18 protein-coding genes are annotated in these 22769 nt (G+C 61.9%); 14 read left to right on the forward strand and 4 right to left on the reverse strand.

All coding sequences use genetic code 11. The annotated features are described in order from the left end of the window. From ACQ5BM_RS13005 to kduD, 4 genes are read left to right on the forward strand one after another with little or no spacing between them, the layout of a single operon-like run. Entirely contained in the window at nt 1-1029 is a 1029-nt protein-coding gene (locus ACQ5BM_RS13005) for a carbohydrate ABC transporter permease (RefSeq protein WP_429811513.1), read from the forward strand. Then, entirely contained in the window at nt 1026-2078 is a 1053-nt protein-coding gene (locus ACQ5BM_RS13010) for a carbohydrate ABC transporter permease (protein ID WP_429811515.1), read from the forward strand. The genes ACQ5BM_RS13005 and ACQ5BM_RS13010 overlap by 4 nt, the downstream gene beginning before the upstream one ends. 9 nt (nt 2079-2087) lie before the next feature. Further along, complete coding sequence (locus ACQ5BM_RS13015) at nt 2088-3173, forward strand: ABC transporter ATP-binding protein (RefSeq protein WP_429811517.1); 1086 nt, start codon at nt 2088-2090, stop codon at nt 3171-3173. Next, a complete protein-coding gene (kduD, locus tag ACQ5BM_RS13020) occupies nt 3157-3915 on the forward strand; it encodes a 2-dehydro-3-deoxy-D-gluconate 5-dehydrogenase KduD (protein ID WP_429811519.1) in 759 nt (252 codons plus the stop codon). Before ACQ5BM_RS13015 ends, kduD begins: the two co-directional genes overlap by 17 nt. A 151-nt stretch (nt 3916-4066) precedes the next feature. Here kduD and ACQ5BM_RS13025 read toward each other — a convergent pair whose 3' ends face one another. The 3 genes from ACQ5BM_RS13025 to ACQ5BM_RS13035 form a co-directional block, all read right to left on the reverse strand. Then, nucleotides 4067-5233 carry an ATP-binding protein gene (locus tag ACQ5BM_RS13025; protein WP_429811521.1) on the reverse strand — a complete coding sequence of 389 codons (1167 nt, stop codon included), beginning with the start codon at nt 5231-5233 and terminating at the stop codon, nt 4067-4069. Between the two features lie 83 nt (nt 5234-5316). Next, entirely contained in the window at nt 5317-6792 is a 1476-nt protein-coding gene (locus tag ACQ5BM_RS13030; RefSeq protein ID WP_429811523.1) for an NAD-dependent succinate-semialdehyde dehydrogenase, read from the reverse strand. A gap of 260 nt (nt 6793-7052) precedes the next feature. Beyond that, on the reverse strand, nt 7053-8321 hold the full coding sequence (locus tag ACQ5BM_RS13035) for a 4-aminobutyrate--2-oxoglutarate transaminase (RefSeq protein ID WP_429811524.1): 1269 nt from the start codon (nt 8319-8321) through the stop codon (nt 7053-7055). A 228-nt stretch (nt 8322-8549) separates the two neighbouring features. On the opposite strand from ACQ5BM_RS13035, the gene ACQ5BM_RS13040 reads away from it, so the two are divergent. The 5 genes from ACQ5BM_RS13040 to ACQ5BM_RS13060 all read left to right on the forward strand — a co-directional run bounded on the left by ACQ5BM_RS13040 (nt 8550) and on the right by ACQ5BM_RS13060 (nt 14835). Beyond that, complete coding sequence (locus ACQ5BM_RS13040; RefSeq protein ID WP_429811526.1) at nt 8550-9362, forward strand: MerR family transcriptional regulator; 813 nt, start codon at nt 8550-8552, stop codon at nt 9360-9362. A gap of 306 nt (nt 9363-9668) precedes the next feature. Beyond that, nucleotides 9669-10877 (forward strand): acyltransferase family protein, encoded by a 1209-nt coding sequence (locus ACQ5BM_RS13045; RefSeq protein ID WP_429811528.1) that lies wholly within the window; start codon nt 9669-9671, stop codon nt 10875-10877. Nucleotides 10878-10892: 15 nt separating this feature from the next. Next, nucleotides 10893-11996, forward strand: coding sequence for a glycosyltransferase family 2 protein (locus tag ACQ5BM_RS13050; protein ID WP_429811530.1), 1104 nt, complete (start codon nt 10893-10895; stop codon nt 11994-11996). 31 nt (nt 11997-12027) lie between these two features. Then, nucleotides 12028-13026, forward strand: a complete 999-nt coding sequence (locus tag ACQ5BM_RS13055; protein WP_429812032.1) for a glycosyltransferase family 2 protein — start codon at nt 12028-12030, stop codon at nt 13024-13026. Nucleotides 13027-13038: 12 nt separating this feature from the next. Further along, the gene (locus tag ACQ5BM_RS13060; RefSeq protein WP_429811532.1) at nt 13039-14835 is read left to right on the forward strand and encodes an ABC transporter ATP-binding protein; all 1797 of its coding nucleotides are present in this window, start codon (nt 13039-13041) and stop codon (nt 14833-14835) included. Between the two features lie 178 nt (nt 14836-15013). Here the strand turns inward: ACQ5BM_RS13060 and fba are convergent, their stop codons facing one another. Further along, the gene (gene fba / locus ACQ5BM_RS13065; RefSeq protein ID WP_429811534.1) at nt 15014-16057 is read right to left on the reverse strand and encodes a class II fructose-bisphosphate aldolase; all 1044 of its coding nucleotides are present in this window, start codon (nt 16055-16057) and stop codon (nt 15014-15016) included. Nucleotides 16058-16823: 766 nt separating this feature from the next. On the opposite strand from fba, the gene ACQ5BM_RS13070 reads away from it, so the two are divergent. The 5 genes from ACQ5BM_RS13070 (at nt 16824) to ACQ5BM_RS13090 (ending at nt 22738) form a co-directional block, all read left to right on the forward strand. Beyond that, on the forward strand, nt 16824-18422 hold the full coding sequence (locus ACQ5BM_RS13070; protein WP_429811536.1) for a peptide ABC transporter substrate-binding protein: 1599 nt from the start codon (nt 16824-16826) through the stop codon (nt 18420-18422). A 53-nt stretch (nt 18423-18475) separates the two neighbouring features. Beyond that, nucleotides 18476-19399, forward strand: a complete 924-nt coding sequence (gene oppB, locus ACQ5BM_RS13075; protein WP_247959647.1) for an oligopeptide ABC transporter permease OppB — start codon at nt 18476-18478, stop codon at nt 19397-19399. Then, nucleotides 19392-20522: an ABC transporter permease gene (locus ACQ5BM_RS13080; protein ID WP_334198215.1), complete on the forward strand. Its 1131-nt coding sequence runs from the start codon at nt 19392-19394 to the stop codon at nt 20520-20522. Before oppB ends, ACQ5BM_RS13080 begins: the two co-directional genes overlap by 8 nt. 1 nt (nt 20523) lies before the next feature. Continuing rightward, nucleotides 20524-22125, forward strand: coding sequence for an ABC transporter ATP-binding protein (locus ACQ5BM_RS13085; protein WP_429811540.1), 1602 nt, complete (start codon nt 20524-20526; stop codon nt 22123-22125). A 211-nt stretch (nt 22126-22336) separates the two neighbouring features. After that, on the forward strand, nt 22337-22738 hold the full coding sequence (locus ACQ5BM_RS13090) for a VOC family protein (protein ID WP_429811543.1): 402 nt from the start codon (nt 22337-22339) through the stop codon (nt 22736-22738). Nucleotides 22739-22769 lie beyond the last annotated feature (31 nt).

Here is a 22769-nt window from a genome sequence, read left to right on the forward strand (position 1 = left end):
ATGAAGACAGATGTTCCAAAGGGAAGCGGATCCGGGCTGGGGGAAACGGCGATGGTGCCCGTTCGCCTGGCGATGGCCGCCATCGATGCGCCACTGCGCTTTGTGCAGCGCCGGTTCGGCATCGGCGGCATGGCGACCTTCTTCCTACTGCCGAACATGCTGATCTTCGGCATATTCGTTCTGCTGCCCTTCTTCATCAACTTCGCCTATTCCATGACCGGCGGCACGGCCCTTTTCCTGCCCGACCGGAGCTTCGTCGGGGCCGACCAGTATGCGCGCCTCTTCGATTGCGTGAACTACGCCGACCCGAACTCTTGCGCGGAAGACACCTTCTGGACGGCCGTCAGCAACACCGCCTGGTTCGTGGTGCTGCAGGTCACCCTGATGATCCTGTTTTCGTTGGTGACCGCCCTGATCCTCAATCGCGATCTGATGGCGCGCAGCTTCTGGCGAGCGGTGTTCTTCTTTCCCGTGCTGCTTTCGCCCGTCGTCGTCGGCTTGATCTGGAAATGGATCCTGCAGCGCCAGGGCCTGCTCAACTTCGGTCTCTACGGCCTGGGCTTTGAGCCCTACACCTGGCTGAACGACCGCAATTGGTCCTTTGCCGCGACCGTCGGCGTTTCGATCTGGGCGCATATGGGCTTCTACACGCTGATCCTGCTTGCCGGCCTGCAGGCGATCCCGAAGGATCTCTATGAGGCGGCCGAGATGGACGGCACCCGCCCGGCGCGCGCCTTCTGGCGCATCACCCTGCCGCTCCTGATGCCCAACCTGCTCGTCGTCATCGTGCTCGTCCTGATCCGCGCCGTGCAGATCTTCGACGAGGTCTATGTGCTGACCGGCGGCGGGCCGGGCACCAGCACCCTCTACATCACCCAATACATCTACGAGACCGGCTTTGCGACGCAGTTGCGCAATCCAGGCCTTGCGGCAGCGGCCTCGATCCTGATGGGCGCCGTGCTGGTGGTGCTGACGCTGGTCCAGCTCGGACTTGGCCGCAAGGGCGAGAAGAAGGGAGCCCGCAAATGAACCGTGTCGCCGAATTCATCTTCCGCCGCCGCGGCCGCAACGGCTGGCACTGGACCGACATCTTCACCTGGGTCTGGCTGATCGGCGGTCTCTTCATCATGTTTGGTCCGGCCGTCTGGCTCGTCGGTTCCTCCTTCAAGTCGCCGGCGGCCCTTGCCGAATTCCCGCCTTCGATCATGCCCTATGTGACGCAGAAGGCGACGGTCGAAGGCTACGACAAGCCGCTCGACCTCTACGAGGTGACGATGCCGGATGGCAGCAAGAAGGTGCTCGCCGAGGTTCGCCGCATCGGCATTGTCAGCCAGATGGTGGCCCCCGACAAGCCGACCGAGATCGTCAAGGTCAAGATCGCCGAGCGGACGCCGGTGCGCACCATGTCCTTCGCGACGTCGAACTATAGCGAACCCTTCACCCATTTCGACTTCGTCCGCTATCTCTGGAACTCGGTTTTCGTGACGGTGACGGCGACGCTGATCACCCTCGTCGTCAATTCGATGGCCGCCTTCGCGCTCAGCAAATACGAGTTCCGCGGCCGCACCTTCGCGATGCTGCTGATCCTCGCCACCCTCATGGTGCCGCTCTCGGTGATCATGGTGCCGCTCTATTCGATCGTCTCGGCGCTCGGCCTCTTCAACAATCTCTGGGGCGTGATCCTGCCGACGGTCGCCACACCGACCGGAGTCTTCATCCTACGGCAATACATGCTGACAATCCCAGACGAACTGATCGACGCGGCACGGATGGACAAGGCGTCGGAGTGGCAGATCTACTGGCGCATCATTCTGCCGCTGACGTCACCGGCGCTCGCCGTGCTGGCGATCTTCTCCGTCGTCTGGCGCTGGAACGACTTCCTCTGGCCGCTGATCGTGCTCTCGCGCAAGGAGCTTTATACGCTGCAGGTCGGCTTGAGCATCTATTCCGGCGAGCTGAACGTGCAGTGGCATTTCATCCTCGCCATGACGGTCGTGACCATGATCCCGGTCGTGCTCGTCTTCATCTTCCTGCAACGCTTCATCACCACCGGCATCGCCGGCACCGGACTGAAATAGGGGGGCACCATGGGCCACATCAAGCTTACCAATGTGACCAAGTCGTTCGGCGCCGTCGACGTGCTTCATGACATCAACCTGGAGATCAAGGACGGCGAGTTCGTGGTCTTCGTCGGCCCATCTGGCTGCGGCAAGTCTACGCTCCTGCGCATGATCGCCGGGCTGGAAAAGCCGACCGGTGGCCAACTTTCGATCGATGGCAAGGTCGTCAACGACGTACCGGCCGCCGACCGCGGCCTTGCCATGGTGTTCCAGTCCTATGCGCTCTATCCGCATATGAGCGTACGCCAGAACCTCGCCTTCGGCCTCGAAAACACCCGGATGCCAAAGGCGGAAATCGCCGAGCGCATCGCGGAAGCCGCGCGCATGCTGGAGATCGAAGCCTATCTCGAACGCCGTCCCGGCCAGCTCTCGGGCGGCCAGCGACAGCGCGTTGCAATCGGCCGCGCGATCGTGCGGCGCCCGGTCGCCTTCCTGCTCGACGAGCCGTTGTCAAACCTCGACGCCGAGCTGCGCGGCTCCACCCGCGCTGAGCTTGCGGCCCTGCATGCGCGGCTCTCGGCGACGATGATCTATGTGACGCATGATCAGGTCGAGGCGATGACGCTGGCCGATCGCATCGTCGTCTTGCGCGCCGGCCGCATCGAGCAGATCGGCACGCCGCTCGAACTCTACAACAGGCCTGCCAACCGTTTCGTTGCCGGCTTCATCGGCTCGCCGCACATGAACTTCCTTGAAGGTACGCTCGAAGCAGCCGGTTCCGGCAGGGCTGTCGCGACGCTGAAGGGTGGCCACCGACTGCAGGTGCCGATCGATGGGGCCGCGATTGCAACCGGCGCGCCGGTTACCCTCGGCGTTCGGCCTCAGCACATCACGCTTGATGCCGGCGAAAACAGCATCCCGGCGAAGATACGCCTCGTCGAGGCGCTTGGTTCCGAAACCGTGCTGCACGCCGATGTCGCCGGTCAGAAGCTGCTGGTCGTCGCACCCGGCCAGCATGATCTCGCCCCCGGTGCCGACGTCAGGCTATCGTTGGCCGCCGCGCCCATCCATTTCTTCAACGACAAGGGGCTTCGCTTTGAACGCGCTGTTTGATCTCACCGGCAAGATCGCTCTCGTTACCGGCGCCCGAACTGGCCTTGGCCAGGGCATGGCGCTCGCGCTGGCACGCGCCGGCGCTGATATCGCCGCTCTCGGTTCCTCGCCGATGCCCGAGACGGCGGCGCTGGTCCGCGAAGCGGGCATGCGCTTTCACGAACTGACGGTCGACCTTTCCAAGCCCTTCGATGCGACCGCAACCATTTCCGAGATTGTCGCCGCCCTCGGCGGCATCGACATCCTCGTCAACAATGCCGGCATCATCCGCCGCGCCGACCTGCTCGATTATCGCGAGGAGGATTGGGACAGTGTGCTCGACGTCAACCTGAAGGCGGCTTTTCTGCTGTCGCAGGCCGTTGCGCGACACATGGTGGAAACCGGGCGGGAAGGCCGGATCGTCAATGTCGCCTCGATGCTGACCTTCCAGGGCGGCATCCGCGTGCCGGCCTATGCCGCCTCGAAGCACGGAATTGCCGGTCTCACGAAGGCCATGGCCAACGAGTTGGCGCGGCACGAAATTACCGTCAATGCGATAGCGCCGGGCTACATGGCCACCGACAATACCGAGGCGCTACGCAACGACCCCGACCGCAACGTCCAGATCTCCGCCCGAATTCCGATGGGGCGCTGGGGCACACCGGACGACCTGGCAACGGCCGTGCTCTTCTTTGCCGCGCCTGCCTCCCGCTATGTCACCGGAACGGTGTTACCCGTCGACGGCGGCTGGTTGGTCCGGTAGGCAATCGGGATCGGCGGCCGGAGAGATGGGCGCAAAATCTGCCCAAGCCCTGCCGGTTTGCAGGAAGAAGCGCAGAGTCAAGATCATCGCTGGATGAACTTCGGGCTGCTCTGATGTTCGGCGCAGGAAGGCGCTGCTTGCTCAGACAGAGTCAAGCAAGATCACGCAATAGCTTTCCAGCGGCAGCGAGCGGCATTGCCTCGACGTTCTGGCTTAGTGGAAATACTCCCGAGCCAGGATATATGACAAGCCGTCGTTCGGGATCTATTGCCTCACAAGCGAGGTAGAAGCCCTTTTCGAGTTTTGGGGTGAGGCTGCGTTTGATCTCGATTGCCCACGGACGCCGACCCGCGGGTGTTATCAGGAGGTCGATTTCGGCGCCTGCTGCCGTACGGTAGAAGTTCATTTGCGTGCCGTAGGGCACGACTCCAGAAAGTGTTTCTATGACAAAGCCTTCCCAACTGGCGCCCGCCACGGGGTGGCCAAGGACCTGTTCTTGGTTTGTCAGTCCTAGAAGAGTATGGGCAATCCCGCTGTCGCGCACGTATATGCGGGGTGACTTGACGAGGCGCTTACCGACATTGGAGTGCCAGGGTTCCAACCGTCTGACCAATAGGAGATCCACAAGTAAGTCGAGGTAATTCGCAATGGTCTTGCCGTCGACGCCCAACGCGCGGGCAAAATCCGCAGCGTTGAGGAGGCTCGACTGGTGATGCGCAAGCATCGTCCAGAAGCGCCTAAGCGTCTCGGCCGGGATGCGGGGACCAAATTGCGGGATGTCTCGCTCGAGGTATGTTCGGATGAAGTCTTGCCTCCAGCGATGGCTGGCCCGGTCGCTCGCGGCAAGGAAACTGTCAGGAAATCCCCCGCGCACCCAAAGTGCGTTGATATCCGTCTCCGGAACTTCCAGGCCGTCGATCGGGTGCATTTCCAAATAGGCAATGCGGCCAGCGAGGGTCTCGCCAGTTTGCTTCAGTAGATCGATTGATGCGGAGCCTAGCAGCAAATACTGTCCAGATCGTCTGCCAGATCTTCGGCCGCGATCGATCAGACCACGCAAGTTTTGAAAGAGGTTCGGCAACCGGTGGACTTCGTCAAGGATGACCAACTTGTCCATGTGTTGCTCAAGGTAGAGTTCTGGTTCGCTGAGCTTGGCCCGATCTGCCTCGGATTCGAGATCAAGATAGATCGATGCACGCTGCTTAGCGATCGCAAGTGCAAGCGTGGTCTTCCCAACCTGGCGCGGCCCAATGAGTGCCACCGCAGCGTTGGTGTCGATGAGGTCTATTAGCGTGGTGGTTATCTGACGTTCGATCATCCTTGCATTTATGGAGTTTAATTCCAGAATTGCAAGGTAGATATCTCGTGCTTCAGCTCTTGCCCGTCTGTTTGCGGGGTAGATCAGATGTTGCCCATGCAGAGATATTTCATCTCAAGATAGTCTTCGAGCCCGTGGCGTGAGCCTTCGCGGCCGATGCCCGATTGCTTGATGCCGCCGAAGGGAGCGGCCTCCGAGGACATGCGGCCGGTGTTGATGCCTACCATGCCGTATTCCAGTGCCTCGGCCACATGCCAGACCCGCTTCAGGTTCTCGGCATAGAAGTATGCCGCCAGACCATAGATGGTGTCGTTGGCCTCGGCGATCACCTGCTCGGCCGTTTCGAAGCGGATGATCGGGGCGATTGGACCGAAGGTCTCTTCCTGAGCAACGCGCATGTCGGTTGAAATGCCGGTGAGGACGGTCGGCTCGAAGAAGGTGCCTGACGCGCCGATCCGGTGGCCGCCGGCGCGCACTTTGGCACCTTTGGCAACGGCGTCGGCGACATGGGCCTCGATCTTCTCGATCGCGTGCTTGTCGATCATCGGGCCGATGGTGATGCCTGGGGTGAAGCCGTCGCCGACGCTCAGTTCGGCGACGCGCCGGACGAATTTCTCGGCAAAGGCGTCATGCACGCCCGATTGTACATAGATGCGGTTGGCGGAGACGCAGGTCTGGCCGGCATTGCGGAACTTCGCCTGGATTGCGCCATCTACCGCCTCGTCGATGTCGGCGTCGTCGAAGACGATGAAGGGAGCGTTGCCGCCAAGCTCCAGGCTGACCTTCTTGATCTGGTCGGAGCATTGTCGCATCAAGAGCCGCCCGACTTCGGTCGAGCCGGTGAAGCTGATCTTGCGTACCTTCGGATTGCTGCAGAGTTCGCGTCCGATCGCGGCACCTTCCGAGGCATAGATAAGGTTGACGACGCCCGCGGGGAAGCCGGCCTTTTCGGCGAGCACGAACATGGCGCCGGCAACGAGCGGGGTCTGTTCGGCGGGCTTCAAGACGATGGTGCAGCCGGCGGCAAGCGCCGGCGAGATCTTCCGTACCACCATCGAGGCCGGGAAGTTCCAGGGCGTGATGGTGCCGACGACGCCGACGGGCTGCTTGATGACAAGCATGCGGCGGTCGTTTGCCGGTGCCGGGAAGGTCTCGCCATAGATGCGCTTCGCCTCTTCCGCATACCATTCGACATAGGCGGCTGCGTGCAGCACCTCGCCCTTCGATTCGGCGATCGGCTTGCCCATCTCGGCCGTCAGGATGGCGGCGAGATCGTCGGCGTGTTCGACGATCAGGTCATGCCAGCGCCGAAGCACGGCGCTTCGGTCCTTGGCTGGTTTTGCCGCCCAGAGGATTTGTGCCCTTGCGGCAGCCTCGATCGCCACATGGGCCTCATCGATGCCCATGTCCGGAAGCCTTGCCAGCAGCTCGCCGGTAGAGGGGTTGAAGACGTCGAAGGTTGCGCCGGTCCAGCCTTTGGCGGCATGCGCGATGGCGGGAAGCGGCGCGAACAGTTCGGCGGCGCGCAAGTGCTTGGTCAAGGCGGGAGTCAAGGTCATTGGCAGGCATCCTCCGGCGATGGCCCACCGCGAGGCGGCAGGCCCGCTTTTGCTTGTTCTTGCGAGTGCCGATCGACGCCGGCACCCGAGCTTTGCGCGCCTGAATTGGCGCACAGCACCCACAGCGCGGCGCGTCTTTCAAGACGCACTAAGGTCGCCGCTGTAGTCCTTTGAATTGCTGCATAATTTTGTCCCTAAGTCGATCCCGATCCAAGGAATTATGCACCGGGCAACCGCGTTAGCGGTCGCCCGGTCGGGCGTCAACCACGCGCCGCGAGGATCGACGCTTCGAGAATGTCGAGTGCTTCGGCGAAGACTTCGTCCTGGATGGTGATCGGCGCCAGGAAGCGAATGACGTTGCCGTACACGCCGCAGGTCAGGAGGATAAGGCCTTTTTCCAGAGCGATCAGCCGCACCTTGTTGGCGAAGTCGGCGCTCGGCAGGTTGGTCTTCACGTCGTTGAACTCGACGGCGTTCATGAAGCCGGGGCCACGGATGTCGGCGATCTCCGGTGCCTGCTCGCGGATGGCGGCGAGGCGCTGCTTGAGGCGGCCCCCGAGTTGCTCGGCCCGTTCGCACAGCTTCTCCTCGGCGATGACGTCAAGCACCGCATGCGCAGCCGCGATGCCGAGCGGATTGCCACCATAGGTGCCACCAAGGCCGCCGGGTGCCGGCGCATCCATGACCTCGGCGCGGCCGGTGACGGCGGCCAGCGGGAAGCCGCCGGCGAGGCTCTTTGCCATGGTGATGAGATCAGGCGCGACGTCGTGGTGTTCCATTGCGAACATCTTGCCGGTACGCGCAAAGCCGGTCTGCACTTCGTCTGCAATGAGCAGGATGCCGTGCTGATCGCAGATCTCGCGCAGCGCCTTCATGAAGGCGGTGGGAGCGGGGTAGAAACCGCCTTCGCCCTGTACCGGCTCCAGGATGATGGCGGCGACGCGGCCCGGATCGACGTCGGCGGCGAAGAGCTTCTTTAGCGCCGCTAGCGACTGTTCGACGGTGATTCCGTGCAGTTCGATCGGGAAGGGAGCGTGGAAGACGTCGCCCGGCATCGCGCCGAAGCCGACCTTGTAGGGAACGACCTTGCCGGTGAGCGCCATGCCCATGAAGGTCCGGCCGTGGAAGCCGCCGGTGAAGGCGATAACCGCCTGGCGCCCGGTCGAAGCGCGGGCGATCTTTACGGCGTTTTCGACAGCCTCGGCACCGGTGGTCACGAAGATCGTCTTCTTGGCGAAGTTGCCGGGCGTCAGCGCGTTCAGGCGCTCGGCGAGGTGCACGTAGGATTCGTAAGGTACGACCTGATGGCAGGTATGCGTGAAGCGATCGATCTGCGCCTTGACCGCCTCGATGACCTTCGGGTGACGATGACCCGTGTTGACGACGGCAATACCGGAGGCGAAGTCGATGTAGCGATTGCCCTCCTTGTCCCAGATTTCCGAGTTTTCCGCGCGATCGGCATAGATCTGGGTGGTCATGCCGACGCCACGGGAAATGGCGGCGTTCTTGCGGTCGGTAAGGCTGGTCATGGCGCGTTCCTGTCACATCTGGAGTTAATATATTGCATTTTTTCTGCAAGTTTATTCTGGAAGTGGTACACCTTTCACGGTCGATTGCAAATCAAATTTGGTGATCGAGAGAACACGGGCGCTGATGCGCCGTTCTTGTCAGATCTCGATCGCGGCGGCTAAGGTTGCCGACGCTTCGGCACGGCACGGATTCGTGCAGGTGCCGACGGTTAGTGAAGGAAACGGAGAATGGGCGCGGTGCGCTACAAGGTTGCCGAAGCGGCACGTCTGGCGGGGGTTTCCGCTTCAACGCTGAGGCTGTGGGAGACGCAAGGGCTTGTCGTGCCCGAGCGCTCGCCGACGGGGCATCGGCAATATACCGAGAGCGATCTTGCCCGGTTGAAGCGCATCGCCTGGTTTCGCGCGGAACGCGGCCTCAATCCGGCGGCGATCCGCGAGGCGCTCGAAGCAGAAAGCGCCGCGGAAGACCATAGCGGAACGACGACCAGTGACGGCACCGACAACCAGGTGGGACGCAAGCTCAGGAGCCTCAGGCATGCGGCCGGCAAGACCCTGGAGCAGGTGGCCGGCGAGATCTGCATCGCCGCATCGGTGCTTTCGACGCTGGAGCGCACCTCGCAGGGCGTTTCGGTGGCGGTGCTTCATAACATCGCCGAATATTTCGGGACGACCGTTTCCAGCCTTTCGGGTGAGGGGGAGGCGGATGCACGCGCCGTGGTGCGGGCCGGCGAATGGCGGACCTGGCCGCGCACGACGCCCGGCGTCACCGTGCAACTGCTCGCCGATGGCCGCAACCAGATGGACTGTCACCGCTTCGTGCTGGAGCCAGGCGCTTCTAGTGAGGGCGCCTATCGGCATGAGGGTGAGGAATTCGTCTACGTCCTCTCCGGCCGCGTAGAGTTCATTCTCGATAGCGACCAGTTCTATGACCTCAGCGTCGGGGACTCACTCTACTTTGAGAGCAAAAGGCGTCATGCCTGGTCGAACCGGCACGACGGCGAAACCGTGTTGCTTTGGGTCAACACGCCCCCGACGTTCTAAACCGCGAGGCTCAAGTAAAACAAAGGTTTGCGACGTTGGTGCGCGGCGACGGCCGGACTCGTCGGCGTCCCGATACTCATCCGTCCAGGTGGCCCGACGGTTCGCTGCTCACCAGAGGTCAAAGTTTGGCCCCTATTCGACCCTAGATTTTTAAGGGCCGCCTTCAACGCATAGTGCGACGACCAGACCTTTCACGCTTCGTTCGAAGCAAAATGGCAACCTCGCGGCAAAAAATCGTAGCTGACCAGAGAGTTGGCTCCACAAGGAACGAGGCCTGCAAGGGTCGGAACTCCGAGGGGATGTTCAATGCTGAATATGCGCGACCGTCAGTTGGACGGGTTGCGAGCCGCTGCCGTTTCAATGGTTCTGTACGCGCATTTTTTTGCCGCGGACGATTCCCATTGGGGACACATCGGCGTGCGGCTGTTCTTTGTTCTCAGCGGCTTTCTGATCACGCGGTTACTGCTCGACGCCCGTTCCGCCGCCCAGTTCGAGCGGGCGACGGCTCTCAAATCCTTTTACGCGCGTCGCGCCTTGCGCATCTTTCCACCCTATTTCGCCATGCTGGGCGTCCTGTGGCTGGTGAACCTGGAGGGCGCCAGGGAAGGCTGGGTCTGGCATGCGCTCTACCTCTCGAATTTCTGGTATGCACTCAGGGACGCCTGGACACCGTGGGTGCTCTGTCACACCTGGAGCCTGAGCATTGAAGAGCAATTCTACATCGTCTGGCCGTTGCTCGTTCTGCTGACGCCGCGCCATCTGCTTGGGCGGCTCTGCGTCGGCGTGATCACCGCTTCGCTGGCCTACCGCTTCTATTGGCCGCTGACGGGAGAACCGTCACTTGCGCGCGACCTGTTGCCTCCCGCCTCGATGGACGCACTGGCGGCGGGAGCGCTCCTGGCCGTCCACCGTTCGACGACCACGTCTTGGCCGCGGTGGATGACGGTCAGTTGGCTGCCGCTTTCCATCGTGTCCCTTGCGCTCCTTTGGGCCCGTGTGACGGCGATGGGGCCGGCGCTCGATTGGCTCGTCTGGATCGCTCTCGAAGCCCTTCCGCTCATCCCGCTTGCGATGCTGGTGGGGCATGCTTCCACCGGCTTTAGCGGTCGGGCAGGCAGGCTGCTCGAACTTCAGCCGCTGACGGCGCTCGGGCGCGTTAGCTATGGCGTTTATCTGTTTCATCCCGTCGTGCTTGCGCTGGCCGTCAAGACGCAGGGGTGGATACCGATCAACGTTGCCGAGCAAGGGCTCGGTCGGTTGCTCGTCGCCGGCTCCGCCACATTGATTGTGGCTGCACTTTCCTGGTTCGCATTCGAAAAGCCGCTCAATGCCCTGAAACGGCATTTCCCTTATGTGCGCCCGAACAGCGGCTTCGGCGCCGCCGCGATGAGCACGGTGCAAGCCGACGAATGGCTTCGCGGGCGAACCGACGAGGGGCTGCGCCCTGTTTACCTTCCGGGCGCCGGTGCTTCCTGCGCCCGGGGAAAGACGCTTCAGGCGTCAGATCTGCAATAACGTTCGAGGTTGCCCATGACCGTTCCGTTGGTTTCCGTCCTGTTGCCCGTCTACAACGCCGAGCCCTATCTCGGCGCGGCGCTCGAGAGCATCCTGAGGCAGGACCATCAGCGGCTCGAGATCATCGCCATCGACGACGGCTCGCGCGATCGCTCGCTGGAAATCATGCGGCGTTATCAGCAAGCGGACGGTCGCATTACCATCGTCTCCCGCGAAAATCGCGGGCTGATCGCAACCTTGAACGAGGGCCTCGCCCTGGCGAAAGGCGATCTCATCGCCCGGATGGATGCCGACGACATTTCCTATCCATCGCGGCTGTCGCGCCAGGTGTCGTCGTTCGTTGAGCAGCCGGAGCTCGCACTTTGCGGCACGGGCATCGACACGCTCCTTGGCGACCGCATCATCCGCGGCACGCCCAATCCGATCTATCAGCCGGCAAGCCTCAGGGCATTGTCGAAGTTCTTCACGATCTTCATCCACTCGACCGTCGTCTACAACAGGCACGTCATCCCGCAGGATATGCTGAGCTACGACGCGCATTATATGCATGCGGAGGATTTCGATCTCTTCCGGCGTGTCACTGACCGTTATCCCGCGAAGATGATCGACGAGGCCCTGATCGCTTATCGCATCCACGGCAACAGCGTAACGAATACGCACAAGCGCCAGATGCGCCGCACGCATCTGGCGATCGTTGCCGAAAACCTCGAGCGCGAAGGTCTTTGTCACAATCCCGGCGTCTTGAACGACATCGGGCTTGCGCTGACGTCCGAAACGATCCGGCAAGCAGCCGAGTGCATTCGTTCCCTCGAAGAGAGGGTCTCGGCGCTTCCTCCGCAAACCCGTGCGGGCTACGAGGCGGGCGCGTTGAATCTCTTCTATTTTCTCTATCAGCTCGTCAGCGACGAACGGCGGCCGGAACTCACCCATGCGTTTTTGACGCAGACGGACAAATGGGGGCTCATTCGTCGTCGGGAACGATATGGCCTTATCACGGGGGCTCGTGCCCCATGGTGCAGCCGCCTGTCGCTGGCGGCCACCAGCCGGCTGGACGCTTTGTCGCGATATATGCGTTCCGTACCGGCGGCGAGCGTGCTCCCGACCGAAGGGATGCACTAGCATGACTGTCGAAGGCCTGAAGTGGAATGCGATGGAGCGGAGCGGCGTGGCGGAGACATCTGCCGCGTTGGCGCCTACGTCACGCGAGGCGCCTTTCGCAAGCTTTATCGTCTGCACGCGCAACCGCGCCGAGGCGCTCGAGACCTGCATCCGATCGATCGAGGCGGTTTGTGGTGTCCATGCTGCCGTCCGGTGGGAATTGGTTGTCGTTGACAACGGATCGACCGATGACACGCCGGAGCGAATTGCTCGGATTATCGCCGCATCACCGCTGACTGTCACGCACGTGGTTGAGAGACGGCCTGGGCTCGCTGCTGCGCGCAACGCGGCCATGGCACGCGCCCGCGGCGGCATCTTGATCTTCATCGATGACGATTGCGAAGTCGACGCGAACTATCTGCGCGACCTGGAGCGCCACTACGCAGGCGGCGAAGGCGCCATCATCCGCGGTGGCCGCGTCGAGCTCGGAGACGCCAGCGATCTGCCCTTCACGATCAAGCGGTCGAGCGCATGCGAACGTTTGACCAGTGATGTTCATCCGGGTGGCTTCATCTTGGGCTGCAACATGACGATGCAGCGGGAGGTCGCGCTGCGGATCGGTGCTTTCGACGAACGTTTCGGTGCCGGCGCCCCGCTGCGGTCGGCCGAAGACACGGACTATCTGGTGCGCGCCTATCGGCTCGGCATTCCGGTCGAATATGTCCCCGATATGGCCGTCTTCCATCACCACGGCCGCCGTGCCCGCACGACCATCGAGACGCTTCATCGCAATTATAGCTTCGGCAATGGCGCACTCTGCATGAAACACATACGCACCGCGCCATGGCTGCTGCGGCATTTTTGTTGGACCCTCCGGTCTGCCTGCGCGGAAATCTTCGGTGGCCCCCGGTTTGACCCCGTGTTGCACCTCTCTCACTGGCCGATTGCCTTGATGAACCTGCTTGGCGCTCTGAAGTTCCTCGGCCTGTTCGTCGCCGCACGGACGGCGGGACAAGTCGAGCAGCGGGCCGAAAAACAACTCCAGGGCTGAGGAGACGCCACCATGTTCCGTATCCTCCTGCCGAGCCTGCAGCTGTTGCGCAGTGCATTAGGTGGCCAGTTGCGTCTGCTTCCGGTCGTGACGATCCTCGGCCTTTGCAGTGCGGCGCTGGAGGGCGTCGGGATCGGCCTCATCATTCCGATGCTGGGAATCATCGCCGGTAATCAGGACCCGGCGGCGTTGAGCGGCATCTCCGCTCTCTTCCAGCAAGTTGGATCGGGCATGGACGACCGTCAGCGGCTGATCGTCATCGCGGCTGCCGCCTTTGCCCTGATTTCTCTCAAGAACGTCCTGGCTTTCGCCAATACGGTGCTTGCGACCTTCGTCTACGGCAAGGCGGGCCATTCGATCCGCGGCGCTCTGTCGTCTCAGCTCCTCAATGTCGGCTATCCCTTCTTGATGAAGGAGAATCCGGGGCGACTGCTCAATGTCATTTCAAACGAGTCCTGGCGGGCTTCCGATGCGGTGCAAACCGTGCTTGCGGCGTTGGTAAATGGCTCGGCCGCCATCATCCTGCTCGCGTTCCTTCTGCTTTTGTCCTGGCAGATGACCTTGTTCGTGGCGTTCGGCCTCGTTCTGGTCCAGCTCCTGCATTATGTCCTGTCCGCAACCCTTAAAGCCCCGAGCCGTGATGTCACCGCCTTCAACGGCGAGCTGGCCGCTCGGATGCTGCATCTGGTTCACGCCGGCCGCCTGATACGGATATTTGGCCAGGAGGCGCGGGAAAAGGTCGCGTTCGATGGGGCGTCGGATGCCGTTCGGCGCGCCGCGTTCGCGCTACAGGCCCGCCAAGGCTTGCTGCCGCCGCTGACAGAGACGCTCCACTCCGCGCTCTTCCTCGCCGTTGTCGTCGGCGCCTGGTCGGTCGGCGTTACCTTTCCCGTCATCGTCGCCTTCGTGGTCCTGCTCTACCGCTTGCAGCCGCATATGCGTGCACTGCAAATGTCCTGGAGCCAGATCCAGGGCTGGAGCGGTTCGCTGGAGGAGGTGCGCTGGCTGCTTGATCCGTCTGACAAGCCAAAGCCGCCGGAGGGAAGGGAACCCTTCAGCGGATTGCGACGGCAACTGAAATTTGATGACGTCACTTTCCGCTATCCGAACTCCGATTCCCGTGACGTCGTGCTGCAGTCGGCGGCATTCGAAATTCGCGGCGGCCGTTCGACGGCGCTCATTGGCCGGTCCGGTGCCGGCAAGACGACGATCGTCAATCTGCTATGCCGATTCGTCGAGCCGGACGAGGGGAACATTCTGGTCGATGGCGTGCCCCTGAACCGGATCGACCCGGTGCAATGGCGAAGCCGGATTGCGCTTGCGAGCCAGGATCTGGAACTGGTTGATGGGACGATCCTGGAGAACATCACCTATGGCCGGGAGGAAACCACAGTAGCCGAAGTGGAGCATGCAGCCAGGATGGCTGAAGCGCATGGCTTCATCGAAAACTTGCCGCAGGGCTATCAAACCGTCGTCGGCTATCGAGGCGCCAGCCTCTCGGCAGGGCAGCGGCAGCGGGTGGCACTCGCCAGGGCCCTGGTGCGCGATCCGGACATCCTGATCCTCGACGAAGCCACCAACGCGGTCGACGGGCTATCGGAAGCGGCCATCGTCGAGACGCTGAAGTCGAGAGCGGGACGCCGCACGACGATCGTCATCAGCCATCACCGCAGCACGATCTCGTTTTGCGACGAGGTCGTCATCCTCGGTGGCGGTCAGGTGAAAAGCCAGGCACCTTTCGCCGACGTCGCCAGCCTGACCATGGACCAGCTTTATGAGCACGAAACCGTGGAAGAGCGGCGGGCTTGAGGGCCCTGTCGGCGCTGTCTCCGGTCGCTTGGCCGCTCCCAACTTTCGATAATCGAAACGCAATCGGCGCGCGGCCGTCTGATCACCGGCCGCGCGCCGATTTGTCTTTCATGGGAATGGGCCGCCCGCTTCCCGTGGTCTCAATGCGTTAAGCGGAAAGCGGGCGGGTTCTCAGGGATCAGGCGGCCGCGTAGCGCTTTGCCATTTCCGGCAGGCGCAGGGTGCGGATCTTCGATGCCTTGCCGGCGGTGCGGAAGGCTTCGAAGCGCTCCTTGCAGACCTCTGTCATCAGTGCGGTGGCCGGCTTCAGGTAGTTGCGCGGATCGAAGTTCTCCGGGTTCTCGGCGAAGTTCTTGCGGATCGTGCCGGTCATGGCGAGGCGCAGGTCGGTGTCGATGTTGACCTTGCGCACGCCAAGCGGGATCGCCTTCTGGATTTCCGAGACCGGAACGCCCCAGGTCGGCTTCATCTTGCCGCCATAGGTGTTGAACAGGTCCTGCAGATCCTTCGGCACGGAAGACGAGCCGTGCATCACGAGGTGCGTGTTCGGCAGCTTCCTGTTGATCTTGGCGATCGTTTCGATCGACAGGATGTCGCCATCGGGCTCGCGGGTGAACTTGTAGGCGCCGTGGCTGGTGCCGATCGCAACGGCCAGAGCGTCGACGCCGGTCTTGGTGACGAAGTCGAGAGCCTGGTCCGGGTCGGTCAGAAGTTCTTCGCGCGACAGCTTGCCTTCGAAGCCGTGGCCATCTTCCTTGTCGCCCGCGCCGGTTTCGAGGTTGCCGAGGCAGCCGAGTTCGCCTTCGACCGAAACGCCGGCAGCGTGGGCGATCTTCACCACTTCTGCGGTGACTGCGACGTTGTATTCATAGCTGGCAACGGTCTTGCCGTCCTTTTCCAGCGAGCCGTCCATCATGACCGAGGTAAAGCCGTTGGTGATCGCCGAGATGCAGGTCGATGGCTGGTCGCCGTGGTCGAGGTGCAGACAGACGGGGATATGCGGATATTCTTCCGCCGCACCCAGGATCAGGTGGCGCAGGAACGCATCCCCCGCGTAGGAACGGGCGCCTCGGCTTGCCTGAAGGATCACCGGACTGTCGGTGGCATCGGCGGCGCGCATGACGGCCTGAATGTATTCGAGATTGTTCACATTGAACGCCGGCAGCGCGTAGTCGTTCTCCGCCGCATGGTCGAGCAGTTGCCGCAATGTGATCAATGCCATTCGCTATCTCCCTTGGTGCTTGGCGCAGCCTTCCCGGTGCGCCACAAAAACAATCCGGCTTGAAGCGCCGCATGGACATCATCGCAGGCAGGCGATGGCCGGTATTTCCGTGCGGCGTGACAGCGCACGCGAATTGGTCGCGCCCACCGAAGTCCGGCGCACAATAGTTCATCGAAGTGGTTTGACAACCGGGCAAAAGGCAGGTTGCCAGAGGTCGGAAGTCGCTTCAATCGATTTTACTGTGGACTGGAAGCAACACCCTTCCTGTGAACCGGTTTCACTTTCTGGTGGTGCCAGCGAGGGGAGGGAGGCAAGAGCCGCAATTGCAACCAGTGGGCGTCTGTTTTGCGCTCCACACTAGTCGGTCGCGTGCGTGGTGGAAACGATCTGTCGACAGGAAGGGAACTGGCCGCAAGAAGATTGCGGCGAACGCCGCCAATCTTTGCGCACATTACGTAAACTGCCGGCAAAATTCACAAACTTTGCATGAGGCTTGATTCGATGGTGGCTCCGGCCTTGTTTTGCCGACAAAATTTTCCGACCTAAAACGTTGCAGGAGATTTCCTGAAATTGCCCTGCTTCCGTCATATGTCCGTCGCAAAGGCGACGAAAAGAATCGCAAACGAAATACAACCTATAGGATAGAAGGAATTCCGTCCTATAGATAAAGATGCAGACAGCCGCAGAATCCGCCTTGCGTTTAAGGACGATTTGCACTTCTCTCCTGCGATCACAAACCCAAAACAAGGGGAAGGAGAGAAACAAAATGGCTTCACTGAAACTCAACCTTAGCGCTGCCGCGCTGATCGGCTCGCTGCTCATCGGAGCAAGCCCGGCTCTGGCCGAAGCTGTCCTGCATCGCGGCAATGCGGGTGAGCCGCAGACCCTGGATCAGGCCCATACGTCGATCAACATTGAGGCGTTCATCCTCAAGGACCTCTACGAAGGCCTGACGGTATATGACGCCGCCGGCAAGATCATTCCCGGTGTAGCCGAAACGTGGGAGCTCTCGGACGACGGTACGGTCTATACATTCAAGCTGCGCGCTGATGCGAAGTGGTCGGACGGCTCGCCGGTGACGGCAGAAGACTTCGTCTTCTCCTTCCGTCGCGTCGAAGATCCGAAGACTGCAGCCGGCTACGCCAACATTCTCTTCCCGATCAAGAACGCTGAAAAGGTCAACAAGGGCGAACTGCCGACCGATCAGCTCGGCGTGAAGGCGGTCGATGAAAAGACGGTCGAAATCACCCTCGAGCGCCCGACCCCGTTCTTCCTGGAGCTCTTGGCGCACCAGACCGCACTTCCGGTCAGCAAGGCGAGCGTCGAAAAGAACGGCAACGACTTCGTCAAGCCGGGTGTGATGGTTTCCAACGGCGCGTTCACGCTGACCGCCCACGTTCCGAACGACAGCCTGACCGTCGTCAAGAACGCCAACTACTGGGATGCGGCCAACGTCAAGCTCGACAAGGTCATCTTCTACCCGATCGACGACCAGGCCGCCTCGGTTCGCCGCTTCGAGGCCAAGGAAATGGACCTCGTCTACAACTTCTCGGCCGACCAGATCGAGCGTCTGCGCAAGTCCTATGACGATCAGGTCCACGTTTCGCCGTCGCTTGCGACCTACTACTATGCCTTCGACACCCGCCAGGCGCCTTACAATGACGTGCGCGTCCGTCAGGCACTGTCGATGGCCGTCGACCGCGACTTCCTTGCCAAGGAAATCTATGCCGGTTCGCAGCTCCCTGCCTATTCGATGGTTCCCCCGGGCATCGAAAGCTACGGTGAGCCGTCGAAGGCCGAGTTCGCTTCGATGTCGCAGCTCGACCGCGAAGACAAGGCGATCGCCCTGATGAAGGAAGCAGGCTACGGCGAAGGTGGCAAGCCGCTCGAAATCGAGCTGCGCTACAACACCAACCCGAACCACGAGCGTGTTGCGACCGCTGTCGCCGACATGTGGAAGAACACCTTCGGCGCCAAGGTGTCGCTGGTGAACCTCGATGTGTCCTCGCACTACGCCTACCTGCAGGAAGGCGGCAAGTTCAACGTCGCCCGCGCCGGCTGGCAGGCGGACTATGCGGACGCAGAGAACTTCCTGGCACTCAGCGTCGGCTCCAACAAGACCTTCAACTACGGCCACTTCGAAAACGCTGAGTTCGACGGCCTGATGAAGAAGTCCTACGACGAGCAGGATCCGGCTGCTCGCTCGAAGCTGATGCATGAAGCCGAAGCGCTGCTGATGAAGGAACAGCCGATCGCTCCGCTTCTGACCCAGGCCGACCTGTGGCTGGTCGCGAGCCGCGTCAAGGGCTGGGCGGACAATGCGCCGAACGAGCACCTGAGCAAGTTCCTGAGCATCGCCGAATAACGAACAGGAACGACGCGCGGTGACAGGCCGCGCGTCGCCTCCGGAGTACGTCCATGATTTCCTTCATCCTTCGCCGATTGGCGAGTGCGGTGCCGACCTTGTTTATCGTCGTCACCATATCCTTCTTCCTGATGCGGTTCGCCCCTGGTGGCCCCTTCAACCTCGAGCGTCCTCTTCCGCCACAGACGATGGCGAACCTGATGAAGACGTATCAGCTCGACCAGCCGCTTTGGCGCCAATACACACACTATCTCAGCAATGCCGTGACCGGCGACTTCGGCCCGAGCTATGTCTATAAAGACAACAATGTAGCTGAACTGATCGGCAAAGGTCTGCCCTATTCGATGGAGCTCGGCTTTTACGCGCTTCTTGTCGCGCTGATCGGCGGCGTAACGGCTGGCACGATCGCCGCGCTTCGGCAGAACAGTGTCCTCGATTTCACGATCATGTCGTTCTCGACGATCGGCGTCACCGTGCCGAACTTCGTCGTTGGCCCAGTGCTGACGCTCGTCTTTGCGATTGTGCTCGCATGGCTGCCGGCCGGCGGCTGGGGCGACGGTTCCTTGCGCTTCCTGATCCTGCCGATGATCGCACTGGCGTTGCCGCAGCTCGCAGTGTTCGCGCGCCTGACGCGCGGCTCGATGATCGAGGCGCTGCATACCGACCATATTCGAACCGCCAAGGCCTATGGCCTGCCGTCACGCACCGTTGTCGTAACCCACGCCATGCGCGGTGCGATGCTGCCGGTCGTCTCCTATCTCGCGCCTTGCGCAGCAGCGCTTTTGACCGGTTCGGCTGTCGTCGAGACGATCTTCACCATTCCAGGTGTCGGCCGCTATTTCGTGCTCGGCGCCATCAACCGCGACTACACGCTGGTGATGGGCACGGTCATCCTCGTCGCCATCTTTGTCATCGTCTTCAATCTCCTGGTCGACATTCTCTACGGCCTGCTCGATCCGAGGGTTCGCCATGACTGATATCGTCCAGACCCCGGTGGCGACACCGGAAACGAAGGGGCGAAGCCTCTTCCAGCTTGCGGCCATGCGCTTTAGGCGCAACCGCGCCGCCATGGCCGGCTGCTTCATGCTGGCATTGATCGCACTGTTCTCGTTCCTCGGACCGCTGTTCGTCCCGCACACCTATGACCAGGTGTTCCCGTCCTATGTGTCGATCAGCCCGAGCCTCGAGCCGCGCCCCGATACATCCACGCTTCAGGACGTGATGGAAGGCGTTGCGACCCGCGCTCGCGTCACGCTCAAGGAGTTCAACGTCGAGGGTGAAACCTTCACCGCGACCATCACCTCCGAACAGCCGATCGACGCCCGGGCAACGCGTTACTTCGACCGCGCCAACGAGTTCCGCGACACGCAAGTGGTCGCGACCGAAGACGATGGCCGGACGCTGAAGGTGACCGGTCAGGTCGACCGTGAATACTTCCCGTTCGGCACCGATTCCAACGGCCGCGACCTTTTGGTCCGCGTCATGCTCGGCGGACAGATCTCGATCGCCGTCGGCCTGCTCGCAAGCCTGGTATCGCTCGGCATCGGCGTCGTCTATGGCGCGACATCGGGCTATATCGGCGGCCGCGTCGACAACGTCATGATGCGCCTCGTGGAGATCCTCTACTCTCTGCCTTTCGTCTTCCTCGTCGTCGTGCTCGTGGTGTTCTTCGGCCGCTCGTTCATCCTGATCTTCCTGGTGATCGGCGCGGTGGAATGGCTCGACATGGCCCGCATCGTGCGCGGTCAGACGCTGGCGCTCAAGCGTCGCGAATTCGTCGGCGCCGCGCAGGCGCTCGGCCTCACAGACTGGCAGATCATCCGTCGGCACATCATCCCCAACACGATCGGCCCGGTCATCGTCTTCGTCACCGTCGTCGTGCCGAAGGTGATCCTGCTCGAGAGCTTCCTCTCCTTCCTCGGCCTTGGCGTTCAGGCGCCGCTGACGAGCTGGGGGGCTCTGATCTCGGAAGGCGCAAACAACATCCAGTCGGCGCCGTGGCTGTTGATCTTTCCGGCCATCTTCTTCGTCCTGACGCTGTTCTCGCTGAATTTCGTTGGCGACGGCCTGCGCGATGCGCTCGACCCGAAGGATCGCTGACATGGCAGATACCAAGGAAACCATCCTGGCCGTGCGCGGCCTCAAGGTAAACTTCTCGACGCCAGACGGCACGGTCGAAGCGGTCAAGGGCATCGATCTCGATGTCCGCACCGGGGAAACGCTTGCGGTCGTTGGTGAATCCGGCTCCGGCAAAAGCCAGACCATGATGGGCATCATGGGTCTGCTCGCCAAGAACGGTGATGTCACGGGCTCAGCGCGCTACCGTGGCCAGGAGCTTGTCGGCCTGCCGCCGAAGGCGCTCAACCAGGTGCGCGGCGCGAAGATCACCATGATCTTCCAGGAGCCGATGACCTCGCTCGATCCGCTCTATCCGATCGGTCGCCAGATCGCCGAGCCGATCGTGCACCACCGTGGCGGCACGTTCAAACAGGCGCGGGTCCGCGTGCTCGAACTGCTCGAGCTCGTCGGCATCCCGGAACCGGGGCGCCGCATCGACAGCTATCCGCATGAACTGTCGGGCGGCCAGCGTCAGCGCGTGATGATCGCCATGGCGCTTGCCAACGAGCCGGATCTCTTGATTGCGGATGAGCCGACGACGGCGCTCGACGTGACGATCCAGGCACAGATCCTCGATCTGCTGAAATCGCTGCAGCAGCGCTTCGGCATGGCGATCGTGCTGATCACCCACGACCTCGGCATCGTCAAGCACTTCGCCGATAGCGTCGCGGTGATGCGCCGCGGCGAAGTGGTGGAGCGAGGCGCGACGGCTGACATCTTCGAACGGCCGCAGGCCGACTATACGAAGATGCTGCTTGCCGCTGAGCCCAGCGGCCGCAAGGCATCGCCGGCCGACAGCGCACCGATCATTCTCGAAGGCCGCGACGTCTGCGTCGACTACCAGATCGGCGGTGGTCTCTTTAAGGGCGGAAAATCGGTCTTCCGTGCCGTCGATAGCGTCAATCTGCGCCTGAAGGAAGGGCAGACGATCGGCGTCGTCGGCGAGTCCGGCTCGGGCAAATCGACGCTCGGACGCGCGCTCCTGAGGCTCCTGCCGAGCAGCGGCCACTACCGCTTCGGCACGACGGATATTTCCGGTTTTGACCGCGGGCAGATGCGGCCGCTGCGGCGCGCGCTGCAGCTCGTCTTCCAGGATCCCTACGGCTCGCTTTCGCCGCGCCGCACCGTCGGCGAGATCATCACCGAAGGTCTCTATGTGCATGAGCCCGAGCTCAGCCGTGCGGACCGCGACCGCCGAGCGTCGGAAGCGCTGAAGGAAGTGGGGCTCGATCCCGCGTCCCGCAACCGCTACCCACACGAGTTCTCGGGCGGCCAGCGCCAGCGCATCGCCATTGCCCGCGCCATGATCCTGAAGCCGAAGGTCGTCATCCTCGACGAGCCGACCTCGGCGCTCGACCGCTCGGTGCAGGGCCAGGTGATCGAACTTTTGCGTGACCTGCAGCGCGCGCACGGGCTCTCCTACATCTTCATCAGCCACGATCTATCGGTGGTGAAGGCGATGTCGGACTACGTGATCGTCATGAAGAACGGCAAGATCGTCGAGGAAGGCGAGACCGATGCGATCTTCGAGGCGCCGAAGCAGCCTTATACCAAGACGCTGATCGGCGCTGCCTTCAACGTCTGAACAGGAATGCCTTCAAGATTTGGCGGGGACGCGAGCGATCGCGTCCCCGTTTTCGTTGCCGCGTTGGCGGGCATTTATGTTCTCGTCATACGCGTGTGGCCTTCTTGCCTTTGCCGCGCCTTCAGGACGAGCCTAGCTTTTGCGACTGTCCGTATGCTTCACTCTCAACGGTCGCGATAAGCAGATCAGAGGTTCAAGAAGAGGCGAATCCATGCTCCACCATATCGAGATCTATGTTTCGGACCTTGATAGCTCCCATGCATTCTGGGCATCCCTTCTCGCGCTGGTCGGGTACGAAGAAAGCGGGCGTTGGGGCGACGGTTTCTCGCTATCCCATGGCGACGACGCCTACCTGACATTCGTGCAGGTCAGCGAGAAGCATGCCTCTCGCGACTACCATCGCTGCGGGGTCGGTCTCAATCATCTGGCATTTCGAGTGAAGGACCGGGAGACGGTCGACCGGCTGCGGGCGTATTGCCGGGACAACGGCATTTCCTGCCTCTACGATGATCGATACCCTTTCGCGAACGGTGGAAGCGACTATTACGCCCTGTTCGTCGAAGATCCGGATCGTATCAAGGTCGAATTCGTTGCCACGCCGGCCGCGGAGTAGGGCGACGGTCTTCAACCCGGTCGCCGCATTT

It is taken from the genome of Ensifer sp. B1-9 (assembly GCF_050474445.1).
Classification (GTDB): Bacteria; Pseudomonadota; Alphaproteobacteria; order Rhizobiales; family Rhizobiaceae; genus Ensifer.